This window comes from Novosphingobium sp. BL-S-24, assembly GCF_055521575.1.
The window spans coordinates 961,252-987,506 of sequence record NZ_CM145487.1 but is presented as its reverse complement, the minus strand read 5'-3'; the positions used below and the strand labels follow the sequence as shown (position 1 = coordinate 987,506).

At 60.9% G+C, this 26,255-nt stretch carries 25 protein-coding genes; 13 read left to right on the top strand and 12 right to left on the bottom strand.

Annotation, left to right across the window (positions count from 1 at the left end; genetic code table 11):
* Window positions 1-83: 83 nt before the first annotated feature.
* Window positions 84-1,046 carry an alpha/beta fold hydrolase gene (locus ACZ1JM_RS04400; protein WP_465131913.1) on the top strand — a complete coding sequence of 321 codons (963 nt, stop codon included), beginning with the start codon at window positions 84-86 and terminating at the stop codon, window positions 1,044-1,046.
* 35 nt (window positions 1,047-1,081) lie between these two features.
* Here ACZ1JM_RS04400 and ACZ1JM_RS04395 read toward each other — a convergent pair whose 3' ends face one another.
* The 3 genes from ACZ1JM_RS04395 to ACZ1JM_RS04385 all read right to left on the bottom strand — a co-directional run bounded on the left by ACZ1JM_RS04395 (window position 1,082) and on the right by ACZ1JM_RS04385 (window position 3,294).
* Complete coding sequence (locus ACZ1JM_RS04395) at window positions 1,082-2,266, bottom strand: class I SAM-dependent methyltransferase (protein ID WP_465131912.1); 1,185 nt, start codon at window positions 2,264-2,266, stop codon at window positions 1,082-1,084.
* A 73-nt stretch (window positions 2,267-2,339) separates the two neighbouring features.
* Window positions 2,340-2,696, bottom strand: a complete 357-nt coding sequence (locus ACZ1JM_RS04390; RefSeq protein ID WP_465131911.1) for a hypothetical protein — start codon at window positions 2,694-2,696, stop codon at window positions 2,340-2,342.
* A gap of 7 nt (window positions 2,697-2,703) precedes the next feature.
* Entirely contained in the window at window positions 2,704-3,294 is a 591-nt protein-coding gene (locus tag ACZ1JM_RS04385) for an ureidoglycolate lyase (protein WP_465131910.1), read from the bottom strand.
* A 225-nt stretch (window positions 3,295-3,519) separates the two neighbouring features.
* Here ACZ1JM_RS04385 and ACZ1JM_RS04380 point away from each other — a divergent pair, with 225 nt between their 5' ends.
* Complete coding sequence (locus ACZ1JM_RS04380) at window positions 3,520-5,079, top strand: FAD-binding oxidoreductase (RefSeq protein ID WP_465131909.1); 1,560 nt, start codon at window positions 3,520-3,522, stop codon at window positions 5,077-5,079.
* A gap of 62 nt (window positions 5,080-5,141) precedes the next feature.
* Here ACZ1JM_RS04380 and ACZ1JM_RS04375 read toward each other — a convergent pair whose 3' ends face one another.
* The 3 genes from ACZ1JM_RS04375 to ACZ1JM_RS04365 all read right to left on the bottom strand — a co-directional run bounded on the left by ACZ1JM_RS04375 (window position 5,142) and on the right by ACZ1JM_RS04365 (window position 8,028).
* On the bottom strand, window positions 5,142-5,987 hold the full coding sequence (locus ACZ1JM_RS04375) for an alpha/beta hydrolase family protein (protein ID WP_465131908.1): 846 nt from the start codon (window positions 5,985-5,987) through the stop codon (window positions 5,142-5,144).
* A 62-nt stretch (window positions 5,988-6,049) separates the two neighbouring features.
* Window positions 6,050-6,454, bottom strand: coding sequence for a c-type cytochrome (locus ACZ1JM_RS04370; protein WP_465131907.1), 405 nt, complete (start codon window positions 6,452-6,454; stop codon window positions 6,050-6,052).
* A gap of 170 nt (window positions 6,455-6,624) precedes the next feature.
* The gene (locus ACZ1JM_RS04365; protein ID WP_465131906.1) at window positions 6,625-8,028 is read right to left on the bottom strand and encodes an MFS transporter; all 1,404 of its coding nucleotides are present in this window, start codon (window positions 8,026-8,028) and stop codon (window positions 6,625-6,627) included.
* A gap of 241 nt (window positions 8,029-8,269) precedes the next feature.
* On the opposite strand from ACZ1JM_RS04365, the gene ACZ1JM_RS04360 reads away from it, so the two are divergent.
* Entirely contained in the window at window positions 8,270-9,202 is a 933-nt protein-coding gene (locus ACZ1JM_RS04360; RefSeq protein ID WP_465131905.1) for a LysR family transcriptional regulator, read from the top strand.
* A 172-nt stretch (window positions 9,203-9,374) separates the two neighbouring features.
* Window positions 9,375-9,899, top strand: a complete 525-nt coding sequence (locus ACZ1JM_RS04355; RefSeq protein WP_465131904.1) for a DUF3598 domain-containing protein — start codon at window positions 9,375-9,377, stop codon at window positions 9,897-9,899.
* 44 nt (window positions 9,900-9,943) lie between these two features.
* Here ACZ1JM_RS04355 and ACZ1JM_RS04350 read toward each other — a convergent pair whose 3' ends face one another.
* Entirely contained in the window at window positions 9,944-10,237 is a 294-nt protein-coding gene (locus ACZ1JM_RS04350) for a DUF1330 domain-containing protein (protein ID WP_465131903.1), read from the bottom strand.
* A gap of 166 nt (window positions 10,238-10,403) precedes the next feature.
* Between ACZ1JM_RS04350 and ACZ1JM_RS04345 the strand changes: the two genes are divergently transcribed.
* The 5 genes from ACZ1JM_RS04345 (at window position 10,404) to ACZ1JM_RS04325 (ending at window position 15,266) form a co-directional block, all read left to right on the top strand.
* Window positions 10,404-11,675 carry an MFS transporter gene (locus ACZ1JM_RS04345; protein WP_465131902.1) on the top strand — a complete coding sequence of 424 codons (1,272 nt, stop codon included), beginning with the start codon at window positions 10,404-10,406 and terminating at the stop codon, window positions 11,673-11,675.
* A gap of 98 nt (window positions 11,676-11,773) precedes the next feature.
* Window positions 11,774-12,454, top strand: a complete 681-nt coding sequence (locus ACZ1JM_RS04340; protein ID WP_465131901.1) for an isochorismatase family protein — start codon at window positions 11,774-11,776, stop codon at window positions 12,452-12,454.
* Window positions 12,454-13,338 carry a polysaccharide deacetylase family protein gene (locus ACZ1JM_RS04335; protein WP_465131900.1) on the top strand — a complete coding sequence of 295 codons (885 nt, stop codon included), beginning with the start codon at window positions 12,454-12,456 and terminating at the stop codon, window positions 13,336-13,338. Before ACZ1JM_RS04340 ends, ACZ1JM_RS04335 begins: the two co-directional genes overlap by 1 nt.
* Before the next feature lie 3 nt (window positions 13,339-13,341).
* The gene (locus ACZ1JM_RS04330) at window positions 13,342-14,256 is read left to right on the top strand and encodes a polysaccharide deacetylase family protein (RefSeq protein WP_465131899.1); all 915 of its coding nucleotides are present in this window, start codon (window positions 13,342-13,344) and stop codon (window positions 14,254-14,256) included.
* Window positions 14,253-15,266, top strand: coding sequence for a zinc-dependent alcohol dehydrogenase family protein (locus ACZ1JM_RS04325; protein ID WP_465131898.1), 1,014 nt, complete (start codon window positions 14,253-14,255; stop codon window positions 15,264-15,266). Before ACZ1JM_RS04330 ends, ACZ1JM_RS04325 begins: the two co-directional genes overlap by 4 nt.
* A 122-nt stretch (window positions 15,267-15,388) precedes the next feature.
* Here the strand turns inward: ACZ1JM_RS04325 and ACZ1JM_RS04320 are convergent, their stop codons facing one another.
* Window positions 15,389-15,688 carry a hypothetical protein gene (locus ACZ1JM_RS04320; protein ID WP_465131897.1) on the bottom strand — a complete coding sequence of 100 codons (300 nt, stop codon included), beginning with the start codon at window positions 15,686-15,688 and terminating at the stop codon, window positions 15,389-15,391.
* Between the two features lie 562 nt (window positions 15,689-16,250).
* Between ACZ1JM_RS04320 and ACZ1JM_RS04315 the strand changes: the two genes are divergently transcribed.
* A complete protein-coding gene (locus ACZ1JM_RS04315) occupies window positions 16,251-17,333 on the top strand; it encodes a glycosyltransferase family 2 protein (protein ID WP_465131896.1) in 1,083 nt (360 codons plus the stop codon).
* A gap of 7 nt (window positions 17,334-17,340) precedes the next feature.
* On the opposite strand, the gene ACZ1JM_RS04310 is transcribed toward ACZ1JM_RS04315, so the two are convergent.
* Together ACZ1JM_RS04310 and ACZ1JM_RS04305 are read right to left on the bottom strand one after the other, a co-directional pair.
* On the bottom strand, window positions 17,341-18,669 hold the full coding sequence (locus ACZ1JM_RS04310; RefSeq protein ID WP_465131895.1) for a sigma-54-dependent transcriptional regulator: 1,329 nt from the start codon (window positions 18,667-18,669) through the stop codon (window positions 17,341-17,343).
* Window positions 18,666-20,375, bottom strand: a complete 1,710-nt coding sequence (locus ACZ1JM_RS04305; RefSeq protein WP_465131894.1) for a sensor histidine kinase — start codon at window positions 20,373-20,375, stop codon at window positions 18,666-18,668. The genes ACZ1JM_RS04310 and ACZ1JM_RS04305 overlap by 4 nt, the downstream gene beginning before the upstream one ends.
* Window positions 20,376-20,602: 227 nt before the next feature.
* Here ACZ1JM_RS04305 and ACZ1JM_RS04300 point away from each other — a divergent pair, with 227 nt between their 5' ends.
* Both ACZ1JM_RS04300 and ACZ1JM_RS04295 read left to right on the top strand, forming a co-directional pair.
* Window positions 20,603-21,931, top strand: a complete 1,329-nt coding sequence (locus tag ACZ1JM_RS04300) for a dicarboxylate/amino acid:cation symporter (RefSeq protein ID WP_465131893.1) — start codon at window positions 20,603-20,605, stop codon at window positions 21,929-21,931.
* 25 nt (window positions 21,932-21,956) lie between these two features.
* The gene (locus ACZ1JM_RS04295; RefSeq protein ID WP_465131892.1) at window positions 21,957-23,432 is read left to right on the top strand and encodes an alginate export family protein; all 1,476 of its coding nucleotides are present in this window, start codon (window positions 21,957-21,959) and stop codon (window positions 23,430-23,432) included.
* Window positions 23,433-23,441: 9 nt separating this feature from the next.
* Here the strand turns inward: ACZ1JM_RS04295 and ACZ1JM_RS04290 are convergent, their stop codons facing one another.
* Complete coding sequence (locus ACZ1JM_RS04290) at window positions 23,442-24,050, bottom strand: HNH endonuclease (RefSeq protein ID WP_465131891.1); 609 nt, start codon at window positions 24,048-24,050, stop codon at window positions 23,442-23,444.
* A 132-nt stretch (window positions 24,051-24,182) separates the two neighbouring features.
* On the bottom strand, window positions 24,183-25,565 hold the full coding sequence (gene fumC / locus ACZ1JM_RS04285; RefSeq protein WP_465131890.1) for a class II fumarate hydratase: 1,383 nt from the start codon (window positions 25,563-25,565) through the stop codon (window positions 24,183-24,185).
* Between the two features lie 176 nt (window positions 25,566-25,741).
* Between fumC and ACZ1JM_RS04280 the strand changes: the two genes are divergently transcribed.
* Entirely contained in the window at window positions 25,742-26,161 is a 420-nt protein-coding gene (locus tag ACZ1JM_RS04280; RefSeq protein WP_465131889.1) for a GFA family protein, read from the top strand.
* The last annotated feature ends 94 nt before the right edge of the window (window positions 26,162-26,255 follow it).

Genomic DNA, 26,255 nt, shown 5'->3' with positions numbered 1-26,255 from the left:
GGATCGCCAGCAGGATTGTCCGCAGTAGGCCCGTTCAAGAATGGCATCTTGCTACGAACCCTATCGTATGCGGAGCGCCATTGATGAAGAAGACCTGCGTCACCCTGTCCTGGCTCGCTTTCTTCTCGCTCCAGCTTTCACCATTGAGCGCCCAAGACGGTGAGCCAATGCTGGCCGGCGATGCTCAACTGCGGGCCCGCTACGCTCTACCCTCTTCGCATTTTGTGCAGATTGCGGGGGAGGCCATCCACTACGCTGACGAAGGCAAAGGCCCCGCACTATTGCTGGTGCACGGCTCCTTCGCCAGTCTCAGGCAGTGGGACGGGTGGGCAAAGCAATTGCGCCGCCAGTATCGAGTAATTCGGTTCGACCTGTCGCCAAGCGGGCTGTCCGGCCCGAACCCGGAGGGTGACTATTCGGTCGAACAACGCCTCCGGGTAATCGACGGCCTCATGAATCGATTGAAGATAGACCGCTTCGCTATCGTCGGCACATCAAGTGGTGGCCTTCCGGCAGCTGCCTACGCCGCTACGCGACCGGATCGCGTTCGCGCCGTCATTCTGAACAACATCGCGACTGGCCCGGTCACTTTCAATGTCGACGCCATGCCCGCGACATTGAAAGCGGCGGTGGCGCAGGATCGCAAACATCCCACCTATCACTCCGAAGACTATTGGCGGGAAATCATGCTTTATAACGTGGTCGACCGCACCAAAGTCACGCCATCGGTGGTGAGCGAGTGGACCGCGCTCAACAACCGCACGCTAGGTGATCCGGCGATCGGCAAGTCGGTCGCAAAGCACACTTCGTTCGCCCGTACTCCCGGCGACCTTCGCGCGATCACCGCGCCAGCGTTGGTCCTTTGGGCAGCTCAAGACCATGAAACGACACTTGCCCGTGAAGGACGGCAAACGCTCGCGCTTTTGGGGAGCAAGGACAAGACCCTGCAGGTGCTGGACAATTGTGGCCATATGGCCATCCTCGATTGTCCAGATCGCGCTCTCGATCAGACGCAGGTATTCCTGCGCCGTGTGACGCGGAAGTGAACGGTAGGTGGCCCGGCGGCCACCTACCGTCGGGTTCATTTTACTGCAGAGCAGGCGTACCAGCTGCCGATCATGGCGCGACCTTCGGGATGTCCTTCGGTGAAGAAATCCTCCCGGTCCGGCTTCAGCGCGAACGTCCCTTTGCGATAGCCAACCATCGTCTCGTCAGCGTCAAAGCCGGCATCCGTCGCGACCTTGACCCAATCCGTGCGCGCCAGCGAGGTCATGAACGGTTCGTTGTTATAGTGGCTTTCGAAATCGCAGCGCATCTGGTCCCACAGCGACATATGCTCATGCCGTGGCGGCACGTCGACGTGGCACATCACCCCTCCATCACGCAACAGGCGATGGCATTCCTTGAAAATGGCGCGCATGCCCTTGGTCGATGTCTCATGCATCACTGCTGACGAGCAGACGAGGTCGAAGCTGCCGTCCTCGAAGTCGGTGTGCTCAGCGTTCTGCTGGCTGAAATGGATAGGCGCACCCATCGCTTCGGCACGGGCATGGCCGTAGCGCAACATCGGCGCGCCAACATCGATCGCGAAGATTTCGGCGTCCGGAAAAGCCTGCGCGATTGCCACCGTTGAATGGCCAACCGAACAGCCAAGGTCCAGGATCCGCTTGGGTTTAAAGTCCGGATAGAAGTCTTGCACATGGCTGGCTAGAGTGTGTCCACGCCCGTCGTTCTTCCAGCCACCATTCAGATTGCGTAGGTACGTCGATGCGAAGCGATCGTAAAGGGCGCCGGCCCGGAAGTCGTGCTCGGCGGTGTCCACCACATAGCTGCCGGGCATGCGGTGATGGTCGAAAGCGGCGATGTAACGCGGAACGTCGAGGTCCGGGTTCAACCGCAGGCTGCCCTTCGGCTCCGCGACCTGCTCCTCCACCTTGGCTGCCAGATCATCGAACTGGCGATCGATGGCGCCGTCCAGCGTTACCCAGATGCGATCCTGATAGAACAGGGACAGCGTCAACCAAAGTTGGTGAAACGGATGCGCTTCCAACGCCTGACGCACTTGCGTGCTGGAACTCGGCTTTCCGCCAGACTTCTTTTCGATCTTGGGAACGATGACTTCGTCCAGCAGTCGCCGGTCGAGCGGGTCCATCTGCGTATTCGTCCACATGCGCATGGCCAGGAAGTGATCTTCCATCGCCTGCTCGTCGTGATTGGCCTGCGGCATGACCGCGTGACCGAAATGTTCCTGACGATACTGTTCCATATTTTGCTCCTGATGGAGAAATGTCTGTCCGCGAACCAATTGACGGGCGATCAGCCGACCGTCCGGCGGTCCATCAATCCTGCGTCACGGCTTCAAGAACGCCCTCGTAGGCATTCTGCTCTGTCAACGCATTGGGCATGAGCTTGTCACGCGCCGTGCCAAGCACCCGTTCGTATATGCCCTGGCGATACCCACTACGATACGCGCGCGCTTCGGCATCGGTCGAGAAGCTATCAACGTCTGCCGGGCCATGCAAGCCAGCCGCCTTGAGCAGCCGCTCGTTGGCATCCAGTCGATCCTTCAGGACCACGACTTCGCCCAACAAGGCGAGGACCATTCCCGCCAGTGCGTCCACCGTCTGGCTTTCGAAGACCACCGGCTGGCTGCCCTTCGACCACGCCTTGCGGTCAAGGTTCTTGCGCTCTGCCATCGTCAATTCACTCCATCAGTTCGAAACGGAACACGTTGCCCGTGCGGGCGACGATGTCCTTTTTATCGAGGTCAGGGCCATGCGCTTCCTCGGTCACGGCGTCCTTGGCTTTGAGATCATAACCCGTCTGACTGGACAGGAGAACGATGATGTCGGTGCCATCATGCACGGCAAAGGGAAATTCGTGCCATGTGCCCAGATGCATCGCGAAACCGGCGCTTCCATCGAACCGGAAAGCGCGAACCTGCGACAGGTCGGGCAATTCGCCTTCCGACGGCGGCGCCATAACCGCGACGAAAGGCTTGCCGTCCAGCGGGATGAACGCCTGGGTGTGCTGGAAATGACGCTCCATATAGCGCACTTCCCCCGGCCGGCGATCCATCTGCGCAAGAGTCACTTCAACCGGGTGATCGCAGACGAAGCGAGCGGGATAGCTCATCTTCACCGCGCCCTTGTAAAAATCCACCGACACCGGCTTCACCGGCGCTTCACGGCCGATAATCGCGCCGAAGGGGGCAAGCGCCTCAGCGGTTGCCGGCTCCACCGTCAGGTTGATCACCGTGCCATCGACCGTGGTGTTTCCACTCTGATTGCTCATCCTTACCCTTGCCTTGTCGACGCCCCGGAGATCTTCGCCTCCCGGTCCCGCCTGTCCTTTGCTTGGATCGATCATGCTTGGCGGAACAGGAAGTGGTGCAGAGATAGAACAATTTGATCGCTGGCCGGATAGCCGCAGGGTGGATAGGGTCGCGCGGGCAGGTCGAAGGCAAACGCAGGGATGGCCAAGCCGTATTCTCTGTATTCTGAAAAGTTGGATAATTCGATGAGCAGCGTGATTGCAGACGATGGACTGATCCCGGCGTTGATCGAGGCGGTCGGCCGGGACGCTGTCCTTCAGGACGAGGCATCGCTTTCCTACTTTTCCAATGACGTTTATCGCGGCGGCGCGGCTCCACGTGCCGTCATCCGCCCCACGTCCATTGAGGCGCTGCAGCAGGCCGTCCGCGCATGCAGCGCCGCAGGTGTGGCGATGGTTCCGCGCGGCGGCGGCGCATCCTACACCGATGCCTACATCCTGCCCGAAGGCGGCCATGTCCTGTTCGATACCGGCGCTTTCAACGAAATCGAGATCGACGAGAAAAACGCGGTCGTCACCGTTGGCGCAGGCGTGACCTGGGCCAACCTCAAGGCCGCGCTCGACGCCAGATCGCTGCGCACCCCGTTCTGGGGGCCGTTTTCGGGGATTGCTGCCACCATGGGCGGCAGTGTCAGCCAGAACACCCTGAGCCATGGGAGCACGGCCCACGGCATTTCGGCGCAGTCGGTCCTATCGATCGACGTGGTGCTGGCCAGCGGCGAGCTTCTTTCCACCAGCAGCAGCAAGGCGATGCGGTTCTACGGCCCGGATCTGACGGGCTTGTTCACGGGCGATTGCGGCATCTTTGGTATCAAGGTTCGCGTTCGATTGCCGCTGCTGCCCGTCCTCCCTCATTTCGAAACCCTCAGCTTCGCGTTCGACAGCTTTGCCGACTACCACGCCGCGTCGCGCAAGGCCGCAATGGCGCGATTGGACGATTCCCATTTCGGCCTGGACCTTGCCCTTTCACAAGGTCAGATCGGTCGGCAGGAAGGCATGGGCGCGCGCCTGAAGATCGCTCTGGAAGTGATGCGCAAGGCGCCCGATAAGCTGAAAGGCGTTGCACAACTGGTGCGGATGGCCATCGCGGGCGAAGACGCCATGCGCGCTGGCGCCTACATGTGCCACTTCATCATAGAGGGGCACGATGCCCAGGAGGCCGCGCATAAGGCCAAGGTTCTGCGCCGCCAACTGGCCGGGATCGGTCGCGAAATCGCAAATTCCATACCGACCTTCGTTAAATCGATGCCGTTCGCGCCGCTATTCAACGTCCTGGGCCCTGGCGGCGAACGGTGGGTGCCGATCCATGGCGTGCTTTCACACGACGAGGCCGTGCCGTTCGACAACGCGTTCAAGGCCCTTCTAGCCAAGCGTAAGGCTGAGATGGACCGATTGGGCGTATGGTGCGGCACGATGTTTTCGCCGGTGGGGGCTTCCGGCTTTCTGTATGAAGTAGCGCTGTACTGGCCAGATGCGCGGACGCCTTATCATCACACCACGCTGGGCGAAGACTATATCAAGCAGCAGCCCAATTTCGAAGCGAACCCGGAATCGCGCGCGTATGCCGATCAGCTTAAGCGGGACATCGTGGCGCTCATGCAGGATCACGGTGCCGGGCACTTCCAACTTGGCAGGGCTTATCCGTACCAGCAGCGCCTATCGCCACACGCGACATCCCTGTTGAATGCGATCAAGCGCGAATTGGACCCTAAAGGACTGATGAACCCCGGCGCACTGGGGTTTTGAGATGACATGAAAAAGCCCCCAAACCGGAGTTTGGGGGCTTTTTCGAAGTGAGCTGAACTGGGTTACCGCTTCGTCAGCCGGGCGGGAAACTGCTCGGTCAGCAAAGCATCGAGCTTTCGACGCGCCTTCGCATCTCCGGCACCAAAGCCTTCAAGGAACAGACCAGCGCGCTGGCTGGCAAGCTGTATCTGAGAGGTCTGCGGCGGACCAGGCTTGGTCGGATCGCAAATCAAGCCACCGAAATAGTGATCCGCACCTTCAAGAACGAGGCCATAACGATGCCCGCCCGGGGATGCTGACCTGAATGGCGCCAGATGGCCTTCCCAACTTGCAGCGACTTCCGAACCCGGTCCGCGAAGGACATCCAGCGTACCCGTCTGGATCAACGCCGGGACCGCCAGCTTCCCATATCCCTCATCGGTAACCAAAACGGGGATCGGGGCCGGAGGCGAAAAGGCGATGACCGCCCGAGCCACGCGCGATGCGAGCGGCGCTTGCAATCCTTCTGGAACGACAGGCTGCGCGCCGCCCAGCATCAACGCGGTCAGGCCGCCGTAGGAATGCCCCGCCGCGACGTATGGCGCCGATCCGATATGCGCAACCAGCAGGCGCATGTCCTCGACCCGCGCTTTCCAGCTGCTGAGGCCGGTGAACTTCGCCGTGAGCGGGTGATCGCGTGAATCGACGTGCAATGGCGCCAGGACGCGCCATCCGGCCGAAACCCATGGCCCGATAAACAGGTCGTATTCCTTGGGGGAAGACCCGGCTCCGTGCGAGAACAGAATGATCCCGCGCGGCCGCCCCTTCGGTTTCCACTCAGTGACCGATACCTCACGTCCATCAGGCGCAGTCAGGCCGATAAACGCAGGTCCGCCCGAAACCGCAGCACGCGCCGGGCCTGTCGCCATCGCGACCGCAATAGATCCTGCGATAAATGCGCGGCGCGATGATGACAGGGTGTCGTCCACGGTCAGGGTGCCGGCTTCTTGAGGTAAGCGATCACTGCCTTGCGATCTTCCGGCTTGGCGAAACCGGCAAATACCATGGACGTACCCGGCACTACGCTGGCAGGGCGCGCCAGCCACTTGTCCAGCGTCGCCTCATTCCAGACCACGTCGGACTTCGCCATGGCAGCCGAGTACCGAAATCCCTTAACCTGCCCGGCCTTGCGACCGACGACGCCGGAAAGGTTCGGTCCCACTTTGTTGGGGCCGCCCGCCTGTATGGTGTGGCAAGCAATACAGCGCATGTATAACTTCTTGCCCATGGCCGCGTCACCTGCGCCGCCGGGTGCTGCCGATACCAATGACGGCGAAGCCATCGCGGCGATTGCTGCGCTAAGAGCCGAAACGGTAAGAATAGTGCGTTTGGACATAGTACCTGCTTGCCTTGCTGTCATGGTGCGGAAGAACTGGAATTACATGCAGATACCTTTCGGAATGCTGCATGACCCTCCCATTCCGTGGGACGACGTTGCTTTGAATATAATCCTGGCCGTATGCACTGCGCTTCAGGAGCGGCCGACTATCCGATTGGTGACTAACCTCAACTGGTTGTCGATGGCAGACGATATCGCGAAAACACCAGTAAACTGAGCATCTGCGTCGCGGCCGGGATCAGACTGTAAAGCAGGACGATGCCGGTGATCGCCTGCGGAGTCTGGGTCACTGCACCGCCCGTCGACGAGACGAAGCCGAACGCGCTCATCACCAGACCGGCAACGACCGGGCCGAGGGCGAAAGAAAGTTTTTCGGCAGCGGAGAACAATCCCGCGAAAACACCTTCATTGGCGATGGATTTGCGACGGCGTTCATAGTCGATCGTGTCTGTCAGCATCGACAGCGACAACATCACGAACGCCGAGTTGACGATCCCGATGATCGCTCCTCGCACCAGCACAAGAACATGCTGCGTGCCGAGCGGGCCGACACCCGGCAGCGTCACCAGCACATCGTCGGCCGGATGGATGAAGAACCACGTCAGCGTGACCAGCGCCCAGGCCACGGAGGCGAAGACATACGTGCGCTCCTTGCCCCATCTGCGCGAGAGCGACAGCCACAACGGCTGCGCCAGAATACCGGCGATCGCCATGATCAGGATGAAGGCAGGAATGATCCAGATCGCCTGCAGCGCGTACAGATAGATGAACCCGATGACCGTATATCCAGCAGCTTGCCCGATATTCTGGATCAGGCAGGTCGCCAGCAGGATAAGGTATGGCCGATTACCCCGGATCGCGCCAAGCTGGCTGAGCAGGGTGCCCGGTGCGGTTTCATCGCGGATCATCGGTACGCGCGCCAGACCCAGCGCCGTTACCATCATCGTCACGGCGCAGATCGCACCTAGAACGATGGCCATCACCGTCCAGCCATGGACGCCGCCGCCGAGCGAATAGATCAGCGGCTGTGCGACGCCCACCCCGACCAAAACGCCCAGTGTCGAGAACACCATGCGATAGACCATGATCCGGGTCCGCTCATGCGGGTCGTGAGACAGGGCTGCGGCGATCGCGAGGTAGGGCACCGAGAACATTGAAAACGCCGTCGACGCCAGGAAGAACAGAAAGCAAGTCAGCGCCGCAGACAGCAGCGGAGTGGAGCTTGCCGTCAGCGTGAACAAGGCCACGAACCCGAGGCTGGTAAGCAACGCGCCAGCCACTAAAAACGGCGCCCTTCCATATCGGCCCCGCAGTCTGTCCGACCACGCGCCGACCAGCGGATCGCAGACGATCAGCCAAAGCTTTGGGATCAGCACGACCAGGCCGGCCATCCATGCTTCCACGCCCAGCATCGTGGTGAGGAACAACGGCAGCAGCACCGCCGGCGTATCTCGAAAAATCTGCGCGCCGAGTTGTCCCGTCCCGTAGCGCATGAGCACCGACGTCCGAACGGCTCCATCATGTGCCGACGGTTCGCGAATGGGAGTTGCCGGATCGAACGTGGAGGCCATACTGCATTTCCAAATATTATGCTGCGCTGCAACATGACGCAGCGTGACCGCTTCGTCCATTTGACTTGATGCCACTACATGTTCAGAACCAACAAAAGCGAACCAATCTATCCGACAGCCGGAACGGACAACTAATTAAATCGCATTGAATGTCCGCAAGGCGGGTAGTTCAAGAAAACTATCGCACATACAAAGAATGTTGATCAATCTATGCGACCGGTGTCGTAGGGATTAGCGGATCATGAACATAACCAAGCTCGAACGGATGATCGCCGTTTACGAAGCGGGAAGTTTCCGCAAAGCTGCAAAGCGCTTTGGCATGTCTCAACCGGCTTTGACGTGGAGTATCCGCCAGCTTGAGGAAAGCCTGGGGCTCTCCCTTTTCGAACGCGGCCCCTCCGGTATTCGGCCGACCCCCGCTTGCGAGACACTGATCATCCGGGCGCGGTTGATCGTTAACGAGCATTCCCGGCTTCTTGCCGATGTCGAGCGGAACAACCGCACCCAAGTGATCGTGCTGGGGATCCATCCGGTCTTGGTCAATAGTGCGTTCGCTCACACGATCGCCGCTTTCCGCAAGCGCGAGCCCAATGTCATTTTGCGAATAGTCGAAGCATACAGCGGAGAGCTGACATCACAATTGCGCCGCGGTGACCTGGATCTCGCGTTTTCGGCAGCGCCTCAGGATGAGGAGGAAACAGCGCAGGAGATCGCTTTCGAACCGTTGTTGCGCCAGCACTATTCGATTTTCGCGAGGCCCGGGCACGCACTTTTCCAAGAGATAAAGTCGGGCGGGCCCATCAGCGAGCATCCATGGGCGAAAGCAGACTCGCCGAGCATCAATCCACGCCATCCGGGCACTGTTAAGGTGCTGAATTTTCTGTCCCGGTTCGGCATGACGGAAGAGTCCGTCGCTATCCGGTCAGCCTCCATGCACTTCATACGTCGAATGGTCGTGGACGGAGGGCTTTTGGGAATGGTGCCCATCAGCCAGTTCGAGTCTGAACTGGCGGACGGCACCGTTTGTCAGGTGCCCGGTTCCGACATCGAGGGGCCGCCGCTTGGCCTGCTGTCGATAGAGGGTTGTTATGAAACCGTTGCGCGCCGTCAATTGACCGCGCTGTTGCGCGAAATGCAAAGCCATCCGCATGTTCCGGTCGCTGCGGCGGCCTGAGCATATTGATGAGCGACGTCGCCGTTGGAGGCCAGGTGCGTCCGGTGTGCTCGCTGGACGGATAGGCTGCCGGGGACCGCACACAAATGTAACTGCAATGCCCCATGTTGGCCCGGATAGCGCTCCGCCCTCCAGGCACGGCGCTCTGCTTGGATCAAAGAAAGGAGCTTTCATGAACGCATTGATAAATGAGCCCGGCGTGCGCGACGCCATGCCGCTGCTGGCATCCAACGAAGGCGTGTGGGAAGGGTGGTATCGTTATTACGATACGCAAACGGGTGAACTGATCGACCAGCACCGTTCGCGCCTGATCTGCCGCCTGTTCAACAAAGATGGCGTGGATCACTATCACCAGACCAACCACTATTTCTGGGATGATGGCCGCGTCGAAGTGCGCGACTTTCCCGCGACCTACAAGGACGGTCGTATCTGGTGGGACAACGACCTGATCAAGGGTTGGGCTGCCGCAATGCAGCCGGATGACTTCAATCGCTCGACCTGCCTCAATTGGACCCGCAAGAACGAGCCCGGCATCTACTTGTATGAGATGATCCAAAACAACGACGAGCGCACTCATCGCGCCCGCACCTGGCAGTGGTTCCGCGATGGCAAGTGCTATCAGCGCACGCTGATCGACGAAGTATTCGTGACGCCGGACTGGCAGAACTGGACCAACGACGGCCCGCCGACGAACTGATCGACCAGCTCCCTCCCCCGTCTGAGGGAGGAGGGAGCTACCGTTCAGGAACCGACGAGCGTGACGGAAATTTCCGCAAGCCCTTCGCGCAGTTTCTTGGCTTCTACGTACTCCGGTGAGTTGTAGAACGCCAGCGCGGCCGCGCGGTCAGGCCATTCCGAAACGACGACTGAAGCTCCATCACGCCCCTCGCCTTCAAGCACTGTGCCACCGGGCGCGCGGATGACATAAGACCCGCCGTATTTAGTCAATGCGTCTGCAGCGGCTTGGGAATAGCCGCATGACATGAAACGCTCGCGATCGTTGAGGTGGGCGGTTACGACAAGCCAGGCGGCCATAGTATTCTCCATTTTCGAATAAAGGCGGACACTCACGGCAAGAGCGCACGCCCTACCACTTTACTTCGCGCGCTATCCGCTGTGCGGATGTGTTGGCCCGAAGCCTGTGCAATCCCGAGCATTCGGCGTTCCGTAAACCAGCAAGTTTGATTTTATGGAGGCATCGTTGCAGGTAGACGGGAACGGCAGCGGCATCGCCATCGGATCAGATCCTGGCGACATGCCGGTCGATGGCGAGTTTCGTCGCGGCTGGCACATACTGTTCGCCTCGGTCCTGGGCATCGGCTGCGGTCTGGCGGCTATTCCGTTCTACACCTTCGGTATATTCGCGCCGCATCTTACGAAGGCTTTTGGCTGGTCTCTCGGCGAAATAATGGCCGGTCTTATGGTGACGACGCTTGCCGTGACCGTGACCGCACCGCTGGCCGGCATGTTGAGCGAGCGGATAGGTACGAGGCGCGTGGCCCTTGCTTCATTGTTCCTGTTTGGTCTGGCCTGCCTCTCACTGGCCACGTTGAATGGCTCGATAATTCAGTTCTACGCAACTTGGGCAATCGCCTCGATTGCCGGCACCGGCACTCTGCCGATCACGTTCACACGTACCGTAAATAGCTGGTTCGATCGTAACCGCGGCTTGGCGCTGGGCATTGCAATGATGGGAACCGGCATATTCGGAATCCTGTGCAAGCCTCTCATGGCATGGATCATCGGCGACTACGGCTGGCGCGCGGGCTATCTTGTGCTGGGGGCGCTTCCCATAGTTATCGCTTTGCCGGTTGTCGCACTGGTTTTTCGAGAACCGGTGAGCCGCCTTGCATCAAATGGATCCATCAAACCGACGGAAGAGGTCGCTGGCTTCACTCGCGGCGAAGTGCTGCGCCATTGGCGCTTTTGGTTGATCGCGATCGCCCTGCTGCCGCTGTCGTTCGCTCTGGCGGGAACGCCGCCCAACATCGAGACGATCCTGACGGACAAGGGCCTCGACGCCGTAACGATCGTCAGCCTGACCCCACTCATCGGCCTTGCGTCCATCGTCGGACGTCTCGTAGGCGGATCACTGCTCGACCGCTTCTGGGCGCCTGCCGTGGCATTCGTAATCCTCAGCCTGCCAATGGCATCCTATGTCATCCTCTCAGCCGCACAGCTCGACCCACGGATGGCGGGGATCGCGATCTTCCTCATCGGTTTCGCACTTGGCATTGAGTATGATATCATTGCCTACCTGACGTCGCGCTATTTCGGCCTGCGGTCGTATTCGGCCATTTACGGCATACTGTACGTCTGCTTCACGACCGGCGCAGGTTTCGCGCCGCTGGTGTTCGGCATGATCCGCGATCGAACCCAGGATTTTGGTTTGGCTATGACTGCCTGCATCATAATCCTGCCGATTTCTGCCGCCGCGTTCCTTTTCCTGGGACGATACCCCCGCTTCAAATGACCGCAGATCGGACAGCGCTGACCCCATAGCGGACACAAATGGTTGCACTCGCTCCAATCGTGTCCATAGTCGGGGGTCGAAACGAGGTATACAAATCGATGAGCATTGTCGGCACAAAGATGGTCAGCGACGGCAAGACCGCGCGACAGATTTTTGAAGAAGTGATGGCCAACCCCGCCCGCACGAAGTTCGGATTTGGGGAGAAACTGGCGATCGTGAACGTCGATTTCCAGAACGCTTATACTCGCATCGACGAGTTCAAGACCGCGTACGAAACCGATCCGCGGCAGATTGAGCACGTAAACACGATCTCCTCGCTTGCCCGGGCCAAGGGTATGCCGGTCATCTGGACCCACGTTGCCTATGCAGAAGATGCCAGCGACGCCGGCGTTTGGGGTACGCGCACGAACACGCCGGACTCGCTCCAGAACATCAAGTACGGCAGCCGTCGCTACGAATTCGACGATCGCTGCCAGATTGATCCTGCCGACATGGTGTATACCAAACGAATGCCATCGGCATTTTTTGAAACTCCGCTGCAGAGCCTGCTCGTATGGCACAAGGTCGATACCGTGGTGATCACGGGCGGTTCCACCTCGGGCTGCATCCGGGCCACCGCAGTGGATAGTCTGAGCCGCGGCTATCGCACCATCGTCCCGATCGAAACGTGCGCCGACAAGCACGAATCCTATCACTTCGCCAACCTGACCGACCTGCAACTGAAATACGCCGACGTGGAACCGGTACAGACCGTGATTGACTGGCTGGAGGCTCGTTGATGCGCGAAGGCCAAGCGGACCCTGGGCTGTACGACTTCAGCGCCTATCGCGATCGGCCGCCAGTTTCCTGGCCGGGCGACAAGAAGGTGGCCGTCTGGGTTTCGCCGAACCTGGAATATTACGAGATTGATCCGCCCGCGAATCCACACCGTAAATCGTGGACGAAGCCGCACCCGGACGTCGTGGGTTACGCGCACCGTGACCACGCCAATCGCGTGGGCCACTGGCGCATGGCCGATGTGATGACCAAGCACGGCTTCCCCGGCTCGGTCAGCCTTTCGGTCGCCTTGTGCCAGCATCATCCCGACGTCGTTGCCGATGCAAACGCGCGGGGCTGGGAGTTCTTCAGTCACGGCATCTACAACACCCGCTATTCTTACGGGATGGACGAAGCGCAGGAACGCGCGATCATCGAGGATTCGATCCGGACCGTGCGTGATGCGACCGGGCAAACGATCCGCGGCTGGCTTGCTCCGGCGCTTACCCATACGCCGCGCACGCTCGACCTGATCGCCGAATATGGCCTCGATTACACCTGCGATCTGTATCATGACGACCAACCGCAGAGGGTGAACACCGCCAGCGGTGACTTGATCTCGATGCCCTACAGCCTCGAAGTGAACGATCACTACGGCTTCTTCGTCTACAACATGAGTCCCCGCGAATATGCGCAGACGCTGATCCGTCAGTACGATCGGCTGGCGGACGAGCCTTCGGGCACCGTCATGTGCATTCCGCTGCATTCGTATCTGATCGGCCAGCCCCATCGCATCGGTCCGTTCGAGGAAGTGCTACGCCATATAGCCGCCGATGGCCGCGCCTGGATCACTCGTTCGGGCGACATTGCGGACGCCTGGCGTGCTTCTCAGCGGAAGGAGGGCTGAACCATGAGCCTCGATCCTGCCTACCTTGAATATCCCCGCCGCCGTGAGGGATACGATCACGACCTTTATCCCTACAGCGCGCTGCCGCACCGCAAGCCGCTTGCTTGGCCAGGCGAAAAAGGCGTCGCGACATGGATCGTCGTCAGCCTGGAATGGTTCCCGATCACGCCGTCCGATACGCCCTTCCGCGCGCCGGGACACATGCAGACGGCCTACCCGGACTATCGCCACTACACCTCGCGGGAATACGGCACGCGTGTGGGCTTCTATCGCCTGCTCGATGCGTTCGCCAAAGCGGGTGTCAACGTGTCCGTTGCCGCAAACGGAGCGATCGCGCAGCGCTACCCGTCGATCATCCGTGACATCGTGGACGCCGGGCATGAAATCATCGCCCATTCGACTGATATGAACGGCACCATAGCCTCCAGCCTCCCGGTTGATGAAGAGCGCGCGCTCATCCGCGACGGGATTGCCGCCTTGGCAGACGTCTCCGGCGCCATGCCGCGCGGATGGCTGTCGATCGCGCGCTCGCAAAGTTTCGCTACCGTGGACCTGCTGAAGGATGCAGGCATCGAGTATTGCTGCGACTGGGCGAACGACGAAGTTCCATGGACGTTCGCCAATGGCCTGATCAACCTGCCGCTCAACCACGAACTGTCGGATCGCCAGATCCTCAACGTGCAGCAGCAGTCGGTCGACAGCTATGCCGAACAGATCCTCGACGCGCATGACTGGCTGGCCGGCGAAGCCGGGTCGCATGGCGGTCGCCTGTTGCCGCTGCATCTGACACCTTACATCATCGGCCTGCCATACCGCATGGACGCTTTCGAACGGCTGCTTGCCGACCTTTCCGCACGCGAGGCCACATGGTTTGCGCGTGGTTGCGACATTGTTGATTCTTTCAGGAGCCAGAAATGAAAGCCTATGAACTCGGACCCCAGGATGGCCTTTCATCCCTGACCGCCGTGACTCGCCCCGACCCGGTCGCCGGCCCCGGTGAAGCAGTCGTCAAGGTTCGCTACGTATGCCTCAACAACCGCGACCTTCAGATCCTGGAAGGCCGCTACGGCGCCCGGAAGCCCAACGATCGCGTGCCGTTTTCAGAAGGCATGGGCGAAGTGGTGGCCGTCGGCGAGGGTGTGGGCGGCATCGCCGTTGGCGACCGCGCCATCCTGTCGCACTTCTACAAATGGCAGGACGGCCCGTTTGAACTGGCTCATTTCGGCGCCGATGTGGGCATCACCATTGATGGCTGGATGGCTGAGTACCTGAAAGTACCGGCCTCCGCCCTCGTTCGCGTACCCGATGCACTGTCGGACGAAGCTGCCGCGCCGCTGGCGGCAGCCACGCTGACCGCCTGGCATGCGGTGGTCGAAGTGGGTCAGGTCAAGGCAGGCGATCTCGTCGTTGCATTGGGAACGGGCGGCGTTGCGATGGCTGCGCTTCAGATCGCCAAGGCCAACGGTGCATTCGTGGCGATCACTTCGTCCAGCGACGAAAAGCTTGAACAAGCTCGCAAACTGGGTGCCGACTTCACCGTCAACTACTCGACTCACCCCGACTGGGCGGCGGAACTGACCAAGCAGACCGGCGGTCGCGGCGCGGATATCGTTGTCGAAACCGGCGGTCAGCACACGCTGCCGCAATCGATCAACGCTGCCGCCGTGAACGCACGTATCGTAATAATCGGCGCGGGCGGAGCTGACGGTCCGCTTCCGAACTACGGCGGGATCATCGGGAAGAACCTGACGATCAAGGGCATCGCTGCGGGTAGCCGTGGCATGTTGGAGCGCCTGCTGCGCGCCATGCAGGCCAACGACTTTGCGCCCGTCGTCGACCGCGTTTTTGATTTCGACGATGCGCCTGCGGCCTGCGCTTACCTCAAATCAGGTGGCCATCTCGGCAAAGTCCTGATCAAGGTTTCCTGAACTGGCTGGCCGGGTGGTCAACTGCCCGGCTAATCACCGTATCTTCGATCATCTTGACGACATAAACGCAAAAGAGCGCGTCCAATCAATTGGCGCGCTCTTTTGTGCGTTTTGCAGAAATCTCAGCGTTTTGTGTCGCGATCCAGGCTCGGCGAAAATCCCATCTGAGACAGTACATCCATCAGCCGCTGTCCATCGGCCCTTACTCGTCCCAGCCACTCGTGGTGATCAAGGTGGCCGAGTGCAGAACGCTGAAAAAGGCCTGCCGTGCGCGTAGCCTCCAGAAGCAGGCGGGCAGGGAGAGCTGGAACATCCTGCTTGCCTCGCCAATGCGACCGATCACTTCCCGTTTCAGTCCCTGACCGGGTTATCAGCGCATCTCCGGCATTCGCTGCGTGGGGTATGCCCTGTGCGCGGCTCATCTCGCGGGTTTCCAACTTTCAAGCTCCCACTTATAGCGCAGCCTCGATCGGCGTTGCTTGCTCCATCCAGAAATGAAACACGTTGGGTGAGTTTGAGGTTCCTTATCGGGAACAAAAAAGTATTGCTGATTTTCGCAGAAATTTAGCTTATTTTCAAAGCACTACGAAAAGTCGCGTGGTTCTTCGTCGATCTATTAACTTGGGTTAGGGACTTTAATTCCGCTCCGAAGTTTTTACGCCCATCTTTTCGCTTCCAACAGCGTGGCCAATTTCCGCTCGCGTCGTAGTCATCCATGCTTCCACATATCAACAGAATCGCCGTTACAGCAGATTCACGCATCATGCCCGCATGCAAGTAGCGCCCGAGATCAGCATAGACATACGTAAAAGTATGGTCCCAATATCGGCGTCCTCATAACGGATGGAATGGCGCAACTCCTTGGCTAACTCGGCAGATTTCAACGGAATCTGGTCTTGTCCCAAAGTGGTCATCTAGACCCGCGTATGGCGATATGATGTAAATAGCTGCCCGGGGGTATTCGCCTCCGCGCTGGAACCGGTCATGCCAACTCTTTCAATTTGCATCCCGACTTACAATCGCTCGGCATGTCTTGCAGAGCTTCTGGAAAGCATCGTCGCTCAAGGGATGCCTGAAGTGGAAGTCGTGGTCAGCGATGACGGATCACCCGACGATACCGCGGACGTCGCCCGGCTGATCGGAAAGCGTATCCCGAAGTTTAAATTCCTGCATCAGCCCACGAATATCGGAGTCGATCGCAACGTGGCGGCGGTGACGGCGGCGGCGACTGGTGACTACATCTGGCTGATCGGCGATGACGATCGACTGGAGCCGGGCGGAGTGCGAAAGGCGCTGGACGCTCTTGCCCGCTGGCCGGGAGTGATCGGCCTGACCGTGGGTGTCATCGATTACGACGTGACGATGCGGCAGGTTACCGGCGTGCGGGCGATGCCCAACAACCAACGCATCAACGGGCGCGCTGCGGTGTTCGCCCAGATCGGCGAGCTCCTGGGCTTCATCTCGGCGATGATCGTCGATCGACGCAAGTGGCAGGCGGCCTGCGCCGATCCGCGCGCGCTAACGATGACCAACCTGTATTCCCCGGTCTACATCATGGGGCTAGCGATGGGGCAGTCGGGAAGCTGGGGCGTAGTAAGCGAACCGTGCGTGGGCTTTCGGTCTGGCAACGATCAGCTTAAACGCCGGGTGGGTTGGCTGGAGCGGCTGAAAGTGGACGTGCGCGGATACGATGAAATCGCCGCGATGCTGTTCCCGCACGATCCGGCCACGCGCCGGGCAATGGCGAAACGCGTGCTGGATACGCACATCGTCGCGCGGATCGTCAATGCGAAGGCCGACGGTGAACCGGTGGGGGAACTGGTTCAGGCCGCCCGGTACCTTATCGCCCGCTATGCCTTGTTCCTGACGCTCTGGACCGTGGCGCTACCGATCCTGTTGCTGCCGGCAGGAACAGTCAGAGGCTTGCGAACGGGCTATCGGCATTTCGTCGGATCGTCAGGAACGGCGCGGGCAAAGGCCATGGCGGAGCGCCATCAGGGCAATCGGAAGGCGCCCCCTCTGCCGATCGAAGAAATGCCCCCGCTGCCAACGCGCCGCCGGGCTTGACCACCGGTCAGCTCTCACGCGATTCCCGGCGCAGTTCGGGCAAATCGATCCCATGTTTGTGGACTTTGTAGTAGAAAGTCTTGCGCGGGATACCAAGCCGCTTGATCGCTGCGCCGATCTCGCCATTTGCGGCAACCACAGCGGCGATGATCGTCTCCCGCTCGAACGCATCGAGCCGCTCGGGCAGCGTTTCCCGAGATTGCTCGCCCGCCATGTCGCGCGGGGCATCGTCGAGGCCCAGAACGAAGCGCTCGGCATAATGGGCCAGTTCGCGCACGTTGCCAGGCCAATCGTGCGAGGCGAGATGGCTGCGCACGGAGCCGGGCATGTCCGGCAGGGACCTACGCAGCCGCGCCGCCGCCGCACCGGCCAAGTGCGCGAATAGCGCCGGCACGTCCTCACGCCGTTCGCGCAATGGCGGCATATGAAGCCGCAAGGCGGCAAGGCGATAGAACAGCCCGGGGGCAATGCGCTCCCCCGGATCGCCCAGGTCGGCTCCCCCCGTGGTGATCACCCGCAGGTCGAGCGGCAACGGCTCGCGTGCGCCCGGACTGCGAAGTGCGCGCTCTTCAATCAGCGGAGTGAGCCGGGCCTGCAAATTGCGGGACGCCTGATCGATATCGTCCAGCAGCAAGGTGCCGCGATTGGCGGACGCGATGCTGGCCTCCCCGCCCGGCGCGAACAGTTCTTCTTGCAGCGGACCGGGCAACCCAGCGCAGGCCACCGGCAGGAAACGATGGCGAGCACGTTTGCCCGCGCGATGGATCAGGCGCGCCAACAGTTCCTTTCCGGTGCCGGTTTCCCCTTCGATAAACAGGTCTATATCGGCACTGGCGAGCGCCGGGATCATTTCGCGCAACCGGCGGATGGCGGGGGATTGGCCCACCAGGCCCGACGGCTCATCCCCTTGCGCCTCTGCCCGCAGCCTGCGGTTGTCGAGTGCCAGAGCGCGGGCGGTCGCCGCGCGATCGGCCGCAGCGATCATGGCCTCAGGGTCGAAAGGCTTGGTGAGGAAGTCCCAGGCCCCCGCCTTCAGCGCATCCACTGCCATAGTCACGTCCCCATGCCCGGTGACCATGATCACGGGCAGATCGGGATCGCGATCATGCAGGATGCGAAACAGCTCGGTGCCGGACATGTGCGGCATCCGCACGTCCGTGATCACGATCCCTGGCCATTGCCCATCCACCGCTTCCAGCGCGGTGGGGGCATTGTCGAATGGTTCGACGGTAAATCCGGCAAGGGAAAGGACCTGCGCCGTCGAAACGCGCAGATCGTCATCATCCTCGACCAACGCCACATGGCGGCATTCTGACACTGGGGCTGCCTCGATCACGACACTCTCCGCAACGTGACGGCGAAAACGGCGCCCGCGGCCGACGGCAGCAGTTCTAGCGTACCGCCAAAGTCTTCGACGATGTCCTTGGCGATGACGAGACCCAGGCCAAGCCCAGCCGCCCGGCTGGTGGCGAAGGGCGTGAACAGGCGGTCCGCGACTTCGGGTGCGATGCCCGGCCCGTTGTCGCTCACCAGTATGCGCACGACATCGTCACGGACATCGACGGTCATTGCAACGTGCGGGGCTGGGGTGCCTGCAAGGGCCTCCACCCCGTTCTGCAGAAGGTTGACCAGCACCTGTTCCAACCGGACCCGACCACCGAAAACCATCAGGTCGGGCGAGATGACAGGCCGCTGAAACGACACGCCGGCAAGACTTTCCTTCAGCAGCAGACAGGCGCCGTCCACCACCTCGACAAGTGAGATCGGCCCCCCGGCGCGGCTCCCCTTGCGTGCAAATCCACGCAATTCGGCGGTCACCGTGCCGATGCGCTCGGCCAGCCGGTCTATCGCCTGAAGGTTGGAGCGCACATCGTCCTGCGCGCCCATGTCGAGCAGCTTGCGGGATGTGGCGGCATAGTTGCGGATGGCGGCCACAGGCTGCGCCGTTTCATGCGCGACGCTTGCGGTAACCTGACCCAACGTTGCCAGCCGGTTCGCCTGCCGCAGTCCTTCGCGAAGCTGGGCCGCGCGTTCCTCGGCCGCAGAGCGTTCCTCGATCTCGCGGCGCAGATCTACCGTCCGATCGGCGACAGCGTCTTCCAGCTCCGCCGTGCGCCGTGCCCTCTGCCGCCCCCGCTCACGCAGGAACACGGCGATACCAAACAGCGCCAGCGCCACCAAAGCGGCGGCAAGCTGCACGGTCCGGACCGTCGCATCGACAGACCGCGTCGGCAGGGCAAGGTTCACTTGCCAACCAGCAGGATCGGGAGGAGTACTGACCCTGTACATGTCGCCCGCCACTCCCGGCACCAACAGTCGCCTCGCTTCCTGAACGCGGAAGGGGACATGGAGGAGATTTCCTGCACCGAGACGTTCACGTTCGACCCGCAACTGTTCGGGAGTAAGCCGTTGGGTTTCGGCGAAGCGCCATTCTGGTCGGCTGGCCACCAGGATCACACCCAGCCGATCGGTGACGAACGTAATGCCTCTCGCAGCGCGCCACTGCTCTTCGATACGGTCGAACTCTAGCTTGACGACGATCACGCTCCCGCCCGAAGCGCGACGGGCTAGATAGAGGCCCGGCTCACCGCTGACCGTGCCAAGGGCGAATTGTTCCGCCTTTCCATTGCGCACCGCCTCGCGGAAGTACGGGCGAAAGCTGTAATTCTTCCCAAGAAAACTGCTGGGGCTGCGCCAATTGCTTGCCGCAAGCGTCATCCCGTCTCGCCGAATGAGGTAGATCACTGCCGCCCCGATATCAGAGGCCAGACGTTCCAGCTTGGCGTTCATGATCGCATCGGCACCCGCCGCTCCAGATACTACCGAAACGAGATCGCGATCGTCACCCAAAGCCAGGGGCAGCAATCGAAAGCGCGCAATTTCGCTGGCAAGCAGCGCCTGACGGAGCTGAACGTCGGCCTGGGCCTGCTCGGCGAACCGATCCATCAGCGGACCACGCGCGACGATGCCGACAATCATCGCGACCGCTGTCGCCATCGCGATCGCCACAGCGACCCATGCCGTGATATGCTTTACGCTCACGCAATCTTGCTACGCCACCGCCTAGCGATGTGCAAGTTCTTGCACTTTCGCGAACCAGATAGTGTCAATAGTGGGACAGAAAATCAGATACTGCCCACCTAAGCCATTGAAACTCCTTCATCTTACAATTCCTGCAAATCTCTTTGCGCGCGGTGCATCTGCGGTCAGATTGTGAGAATGCAAGAGCGTCGCCCCGGGCTGCGCCTGCGAGAGAGGATAGCAGTTTCATGACGCATGTTTCCCTTGACGCCGCTCCGGCCGCTGGCCCGCGCCGCTGGTACACTCACCTGTATGTTCAAGTGCTGGTCGCGATCACGGCGGGCGTGCTGCTCGGCCATTTCTATCCGGCCACGGGTGAGGCGCTCAAGCCGTTGGGCGACATGTTCATCAAGCTGGTGAAGATGGTCATCGCACCTGTTATCTTCCTGACGATCGTGACCGGCATCGCGGGAATGCGCGATCTGGCATCGGTCGGGCGCGTGGCCGCAAAGGCATTCGCCTATTTCCTGTTCTTCTCGACGCTGGCGCTGATCGTCGGTCTCATCGTCGCCAACGTGGTGAAGCCGGGATCGGGGCTAAACATCGACCCGGCCTCTCTCGACGCCAGCAAAGTGGCCGAGTATTCCGAAAAGGCCCATGAAAGTTCGCTGATCGGCTTCGTCGGCGCGATGATCCCGGACACGTTCCTGTCATCGCTGACGCAGGGGAATATCCTGCAGGTACTCGTGGTCGCGATCCTGTTCGGCATTTCGCTGGCGTCGGTCGGCGAACGGGGCGAGCGGGTGCTGGCGGTGCTGGAAGACGTGTCGGTCGCGTTTTTCAAGCTGGTGTCGATCGTGATGAAGGCCGCCCCTATCGGCGCTTTCGGAGCTATGGCCTTCACCATCGGCAAGTACGGCGTCGACAGCCTTGCCAACCTCGCCCAACTTGTCGCGACGTTCTATCTTACCTCGCTGCTGTTCGTCATCGTCGTGCTGGGCGCGGTCGCCAGGCTGTGCGGCTTCTCGATCCTGCGGCTTATCGCCTATCTCAAGGGCGAGCTGCTGCTGGTTCTCGGCACATCGTCTTCCGAAAGCGCCCTGCCCGCACTGATAGAAAAGATGGAACGCGCCGGTTGCCCCAAGGCCGTGGTGGGTCTGGTGGTGCCGACCGGCTACAGCTTCAATCTGGACGGTACGAACATCTACATGACCCTGGCCGCGTTGTTCATTGCACAGGCCTGCAACGTGGACCTGACGCTTGGCCAGCAGCTGCTTCTCCTAGGCGTGGCGATGCTGTCCTCCAAGGGCGCGGCGGGCGTCACCGGGGCCGGCTTCATCACGCTGGCGGCGACGCTGTCGATCGTGCCGTCGGTGCCGGTTGCCGGTATGGCGCTGATCCTGGGCGTGGACCGGTTCATGTCGGAATGCCGCAGCCTGACCAACTTCATCGGCAACGCGGTCGCCACGGTGGTCGTATCCAAGTGGGAAGGGCGACTGGATCATGAGCGCCTGAACGCGGCGATGGCGGGCAACCCTATGCCGCTTTCCATCCCCCAGGCCGTCCCCGCCGAATAACGAACGCCGAAAGGGTCGCATCACCATGAACGCTGTTCTCAAGCGGCTCCGCGCCGCAACCCCTTCGCTCGCCCTGCTTTCACTGGCCACCGCCCTGTCGCCGATGGGGGCGCGGGCCGAGACGGCGAAGCCCTCCCCGGCCTATCCGCCAGCGTTCAATGGCGATGCGGCGGTCACCGACGGCTTCAGCCTATCACGCTGGGCGGAAAGCTGGCCTTCCAAGCGCGACCCGAAGAACCGGGACGATTTTCTCGATCGGCTGAAGTATCTCCCGCTCGACGATGACGGCGACGTTTATCTCACCTTGTCTGGCGAATTGCGGCTGCGCGTGAACCAGACCACCAACCCCAACTTGCGGGAAGCTGATGCCCAGCGGCAGGACATCAATCGCATCGTAGCAGGCGCCGACCTTCATATCGGCGAACACTTTCGCGCTTATGGCGAGATCGCGCATGGCGGCATCTCCGGGCGCAACCTGGGCGTGCCCACGACCTCGCTCCGCAACGACCTCGTGATCCAGCAATCCTTCATCGAGGCCAGCGGCGATATCGACGGCGTGAACGTGGGCGTGCGGTATGGTCGGCAGGAGTTCACCGATGGGCCCAACCTGCTGACATCACAGCGCGACAACAACACCATCCGCTACACGCTGAATGGATGGCGCGCATGGGCGCGGGGATCGACCGTGCGCGTGGGCGCTTTCGATTTCAGGCCAACCGCGTATGGCGATCTTGGTACTGACGACGATGTCAACGATCCGGCGCGGCGCTTTTCCGGTGCGAACATCGGGTTCGTGGTGCCGAAATCGTTCCTGGGCGGCTCGAACCTTGTGCTCGACACCTTTCTGTGGCGTCGGCGCAATCTGGTGGGCGCGTGGGGCGGACGCATTGGGCCAGCGACCCGGTATTACCTCGGCAGTCAATTGCGCGGCGATATAGGACCGCTCAATCTCGATTGGTCGGTCAACCATCAGTGGGGCCACTACATCAATCAGGATATCGATGCCTGGCAGGCGTTCATCGCCCAGACTTATCGCCTGGGGAAAGGCAAGACGGCACCGCGCGTCGGGGTTCACTTCGACTACGCCAGCGGCGGTGGCGGCTATGGCGACGGCAAGTTGCGCAACGCCTACTCGCCGTTCGGCAACAACATCTACTTCAGCTACCAGCTATACCTCACGCCCTCCAACCTCGTCGCGGTCACGCCGAATTTCAGCTTTACCCCGTTCAAGAACGCACGGCTGCTGGCGGAATACGAGTTTGCGTGGCGCGACGACGTGCGCGACGCCGTCTATCGCGCCAACGGACAGCCGTTCGCCGGCACGCAGAACGTGCGCGGCCGCAAGATCGCCGAACTGGCGCGGCTGCAGCTGTCTTGGACGATCACCCCGCGCGTCACGTTCACGGGCCGGTACGAGCACCTGAAGGCAGGCCCTGCCCTCACCGAAGCTGGCTACAAGAGTTCGGACTTTCTGGCCGGGTGGATCAGCTTTCGCTTCTGAGGCGATCGCCTATTCTTCCAGCTCGACGTCCCAATACAGCCAGTCCCGCCAGGTTTCATGTAAGTAGTTGGGCGGAAACCCCCGCCCGCGTTCCTGCAATTGCCAGCTCGTTGGGCGGATCGGCTGGACCAGTGGCGGCATATGTGCCTGTTTCGGGGTTCGACCGCCTTTTTTCAGGTTGCAGGGCGCACAGGCAGTCAGGATATTTTCCCAGCTGGTGCGCCCGCCCAGCCGCCGGGGGACGACGTGATCGAACGTCAGGTTATGCTGGCTTCCGCAATACTGGCATGAAAAGCGGTCGCGCAGGAACAGGTTGAAGCGGGTGAAAGCGGGAAACTCGCTTGGCTTTACATACTGGCGCAGCGCGATCACCGAGGGGATCTGCATCGTCCAATTTGGACTGTGAACTTCGCGTTCGTAGCTGGAAATGATGTCGACCCGTTCCAGCACCACCGCCTTGATCGCCGTCTGCCAAGGCCACAGGCTGAGCGGATAATACGAAAGCGGCGTGTAATCTGCGTTGAGAACGAGTGCAGGACAGTCCGAAAGACTTCTGGAGGGATCATCCTCCGCGCTGCGGAACCGGGCCGCGCGCTCGATCAGGTCCGCCCTGAGCATGGCCTCCTGTCGCAGGCCCTGATTGCGTTTTCATGGCACTTCATGAAGCAATGTTGCAGCACTTGCGAAACTCCTCGTCAAGCCGGATCGATGGCGAAACCCACAGCCGGATAGGTGTCGCCGGCCTTGTCATCACACCATGCTCTCGGGCCGCACCACGCGGTCGAACGTGGCTCCATCCACCAGACCCAGTTCCAGCGCCGCTTCCTTTAACGTCTGCCCTTTGGCGTGGGCGTGCTTGGCGATCTTGGCAGCGTTGTCATAGCCGATTTCGGGCGCAAGCGCGGTCACCAGCATCAGCGAGCGATCCAGCAGTTCCGCGATGCGCGCCCGGTTCGGCTCGATCCCATCAACGCAGCGTTCCGCAAAGCTCACCATGCCGATGGCCAGCAGATCAATCGACCGGATCACCGCCGCGCCGATCAGCGGCTTGAACACATTCAATTCAAACGCCCCCTGCAGACCGCCGACGGTCGCCGCCTGATGGTTGCCGATCACTTGAGCGGACACCATCGTCAGCATCTCGCACTGGGTGGGATTGACCTTGCCTGGCATGATCGAACTGCCCGGCTCGTTCGCCGGAAGGTCAAGCTCGCCCAGGCCCGATCGCGGGCCTGAACCAAGCCAGCGGACGTCATTGGCGATCTTGGTCAGTGCCACGGCCAGTGTCGCAAGCGTGGAGGACAGATGGACGAGCGCGTCGTTGGAGGCCAGCGCCTCGAACTTATTGGGGGCAGTATGGAATTCCAGCCCGGTCAGGCGCGAAAGCTCGGCCGCCACGTCCACGTCGAAGCCCGGAGCGGCGTTCAGCCCGGTGCCTACCGCCGTGCCCCCTTGTGCCAGCGCGGCCACGCCATCGGAGACGGCAGGCTCGATCCGGCGCCGCGCCAGATCCAGTTGCTGGACGTACCCGGAAAACTCCTGCCCCAGCGTCACCGGCGTCGCATCCTGAAGATGCGTGCGGCCGATCTTGACGATGCCCGCCCACTCCTTCGCCTTGGCATCCAGCGATTGGCGCAAGCGGTCCAGCGCCGGCAATAGCGTTTCCTTGACTCCGCGCGCCGCGGAGACGTGCAGCGCAGTGGGGAAGCTGTCGTTGGAGGATTGGCCCATATTGACGTGATCGTTCGGATGGACCGGCGACTTGCCGCCTCGCTGGCCGGTCAGCATCTCGTTCGCGCGCCCGGCGATTACCTCGTTGAGGTTCATATTTGTCTGCGTGCCGCTGCCGGTCTGCCAGATCACCAGCGGGAATTGATCGTCCAGCTTGCCCGACACCACTTCCGCCGCCGCCGCCTCGATCGCATCGGCCAGCTTCGCATCCAGCCCATGCCGCCGGTTGACCGACGCCGCCGCCTGCTTGACCAGAGCCATCGCATGGACGATCGCGATCGGCATCCGCTCGGACGCGCCGAACGGGAAATTCTCTATGCTGCGCTGGGTCTGCGCACCCCAATAGGACGCTGCGGGAACGTCTATGTCGCCGATACTATCGGTTTCGCGGCGGGTATCCATGAAGGCTCCTGTAACGACCGTCCTTCCAAGATAGGAAGCCGAGGCCGGAACTGAAACCCGCGATGGGTGGCATGGTGAGGTGATGGCTGCAAACGCCGAATATCAATCGTAACATCGCCGTTGCAGCAGCACTTTAAACGGACGTAAGCTGACGCCGTATTCGCTGGAGGTTCGAGATGAATGATCGGGAAGTTCATGCCGGCAAATGCCATTGCGGAGCGGTACGTTTCGAAGCGACATTGAGTGATGGCTTCAACACCATTCGCCGATGCACTTGCTCATATTGCAGGATGCGAGGGGCAGTGGCAGTTTCTGCTGAAATGGGCGGTGTCCGGATCGTGCAAGGGGAGGACGCCCTGACCAGTTATCGGTTCAACACGGGGTCTGCTAACCACTTCTTTTGTTCGCGCTGCGGTATCTACACGCATCATCAACGCCGCTCAAACCAGAACCAGTATGGAGTGAACGTTGCCTGCCTGGATGGAGTGAGCCCCTTCGACTTCCCAGATGTACCCGTAATGGACGGAGTAAATCATCCCAACGATACCGGCGCTTCGCCTTGCCGGGTAGGGACACTGCGATTTATCCGTGTCTAGTAGCTTTTTGCTCAAAGTCGCAGCTTAACGACATGACAACTAACCCATCACAAGCAGACCCTGACGACAATTTGAATTGTCTCAAGTCGCGCCA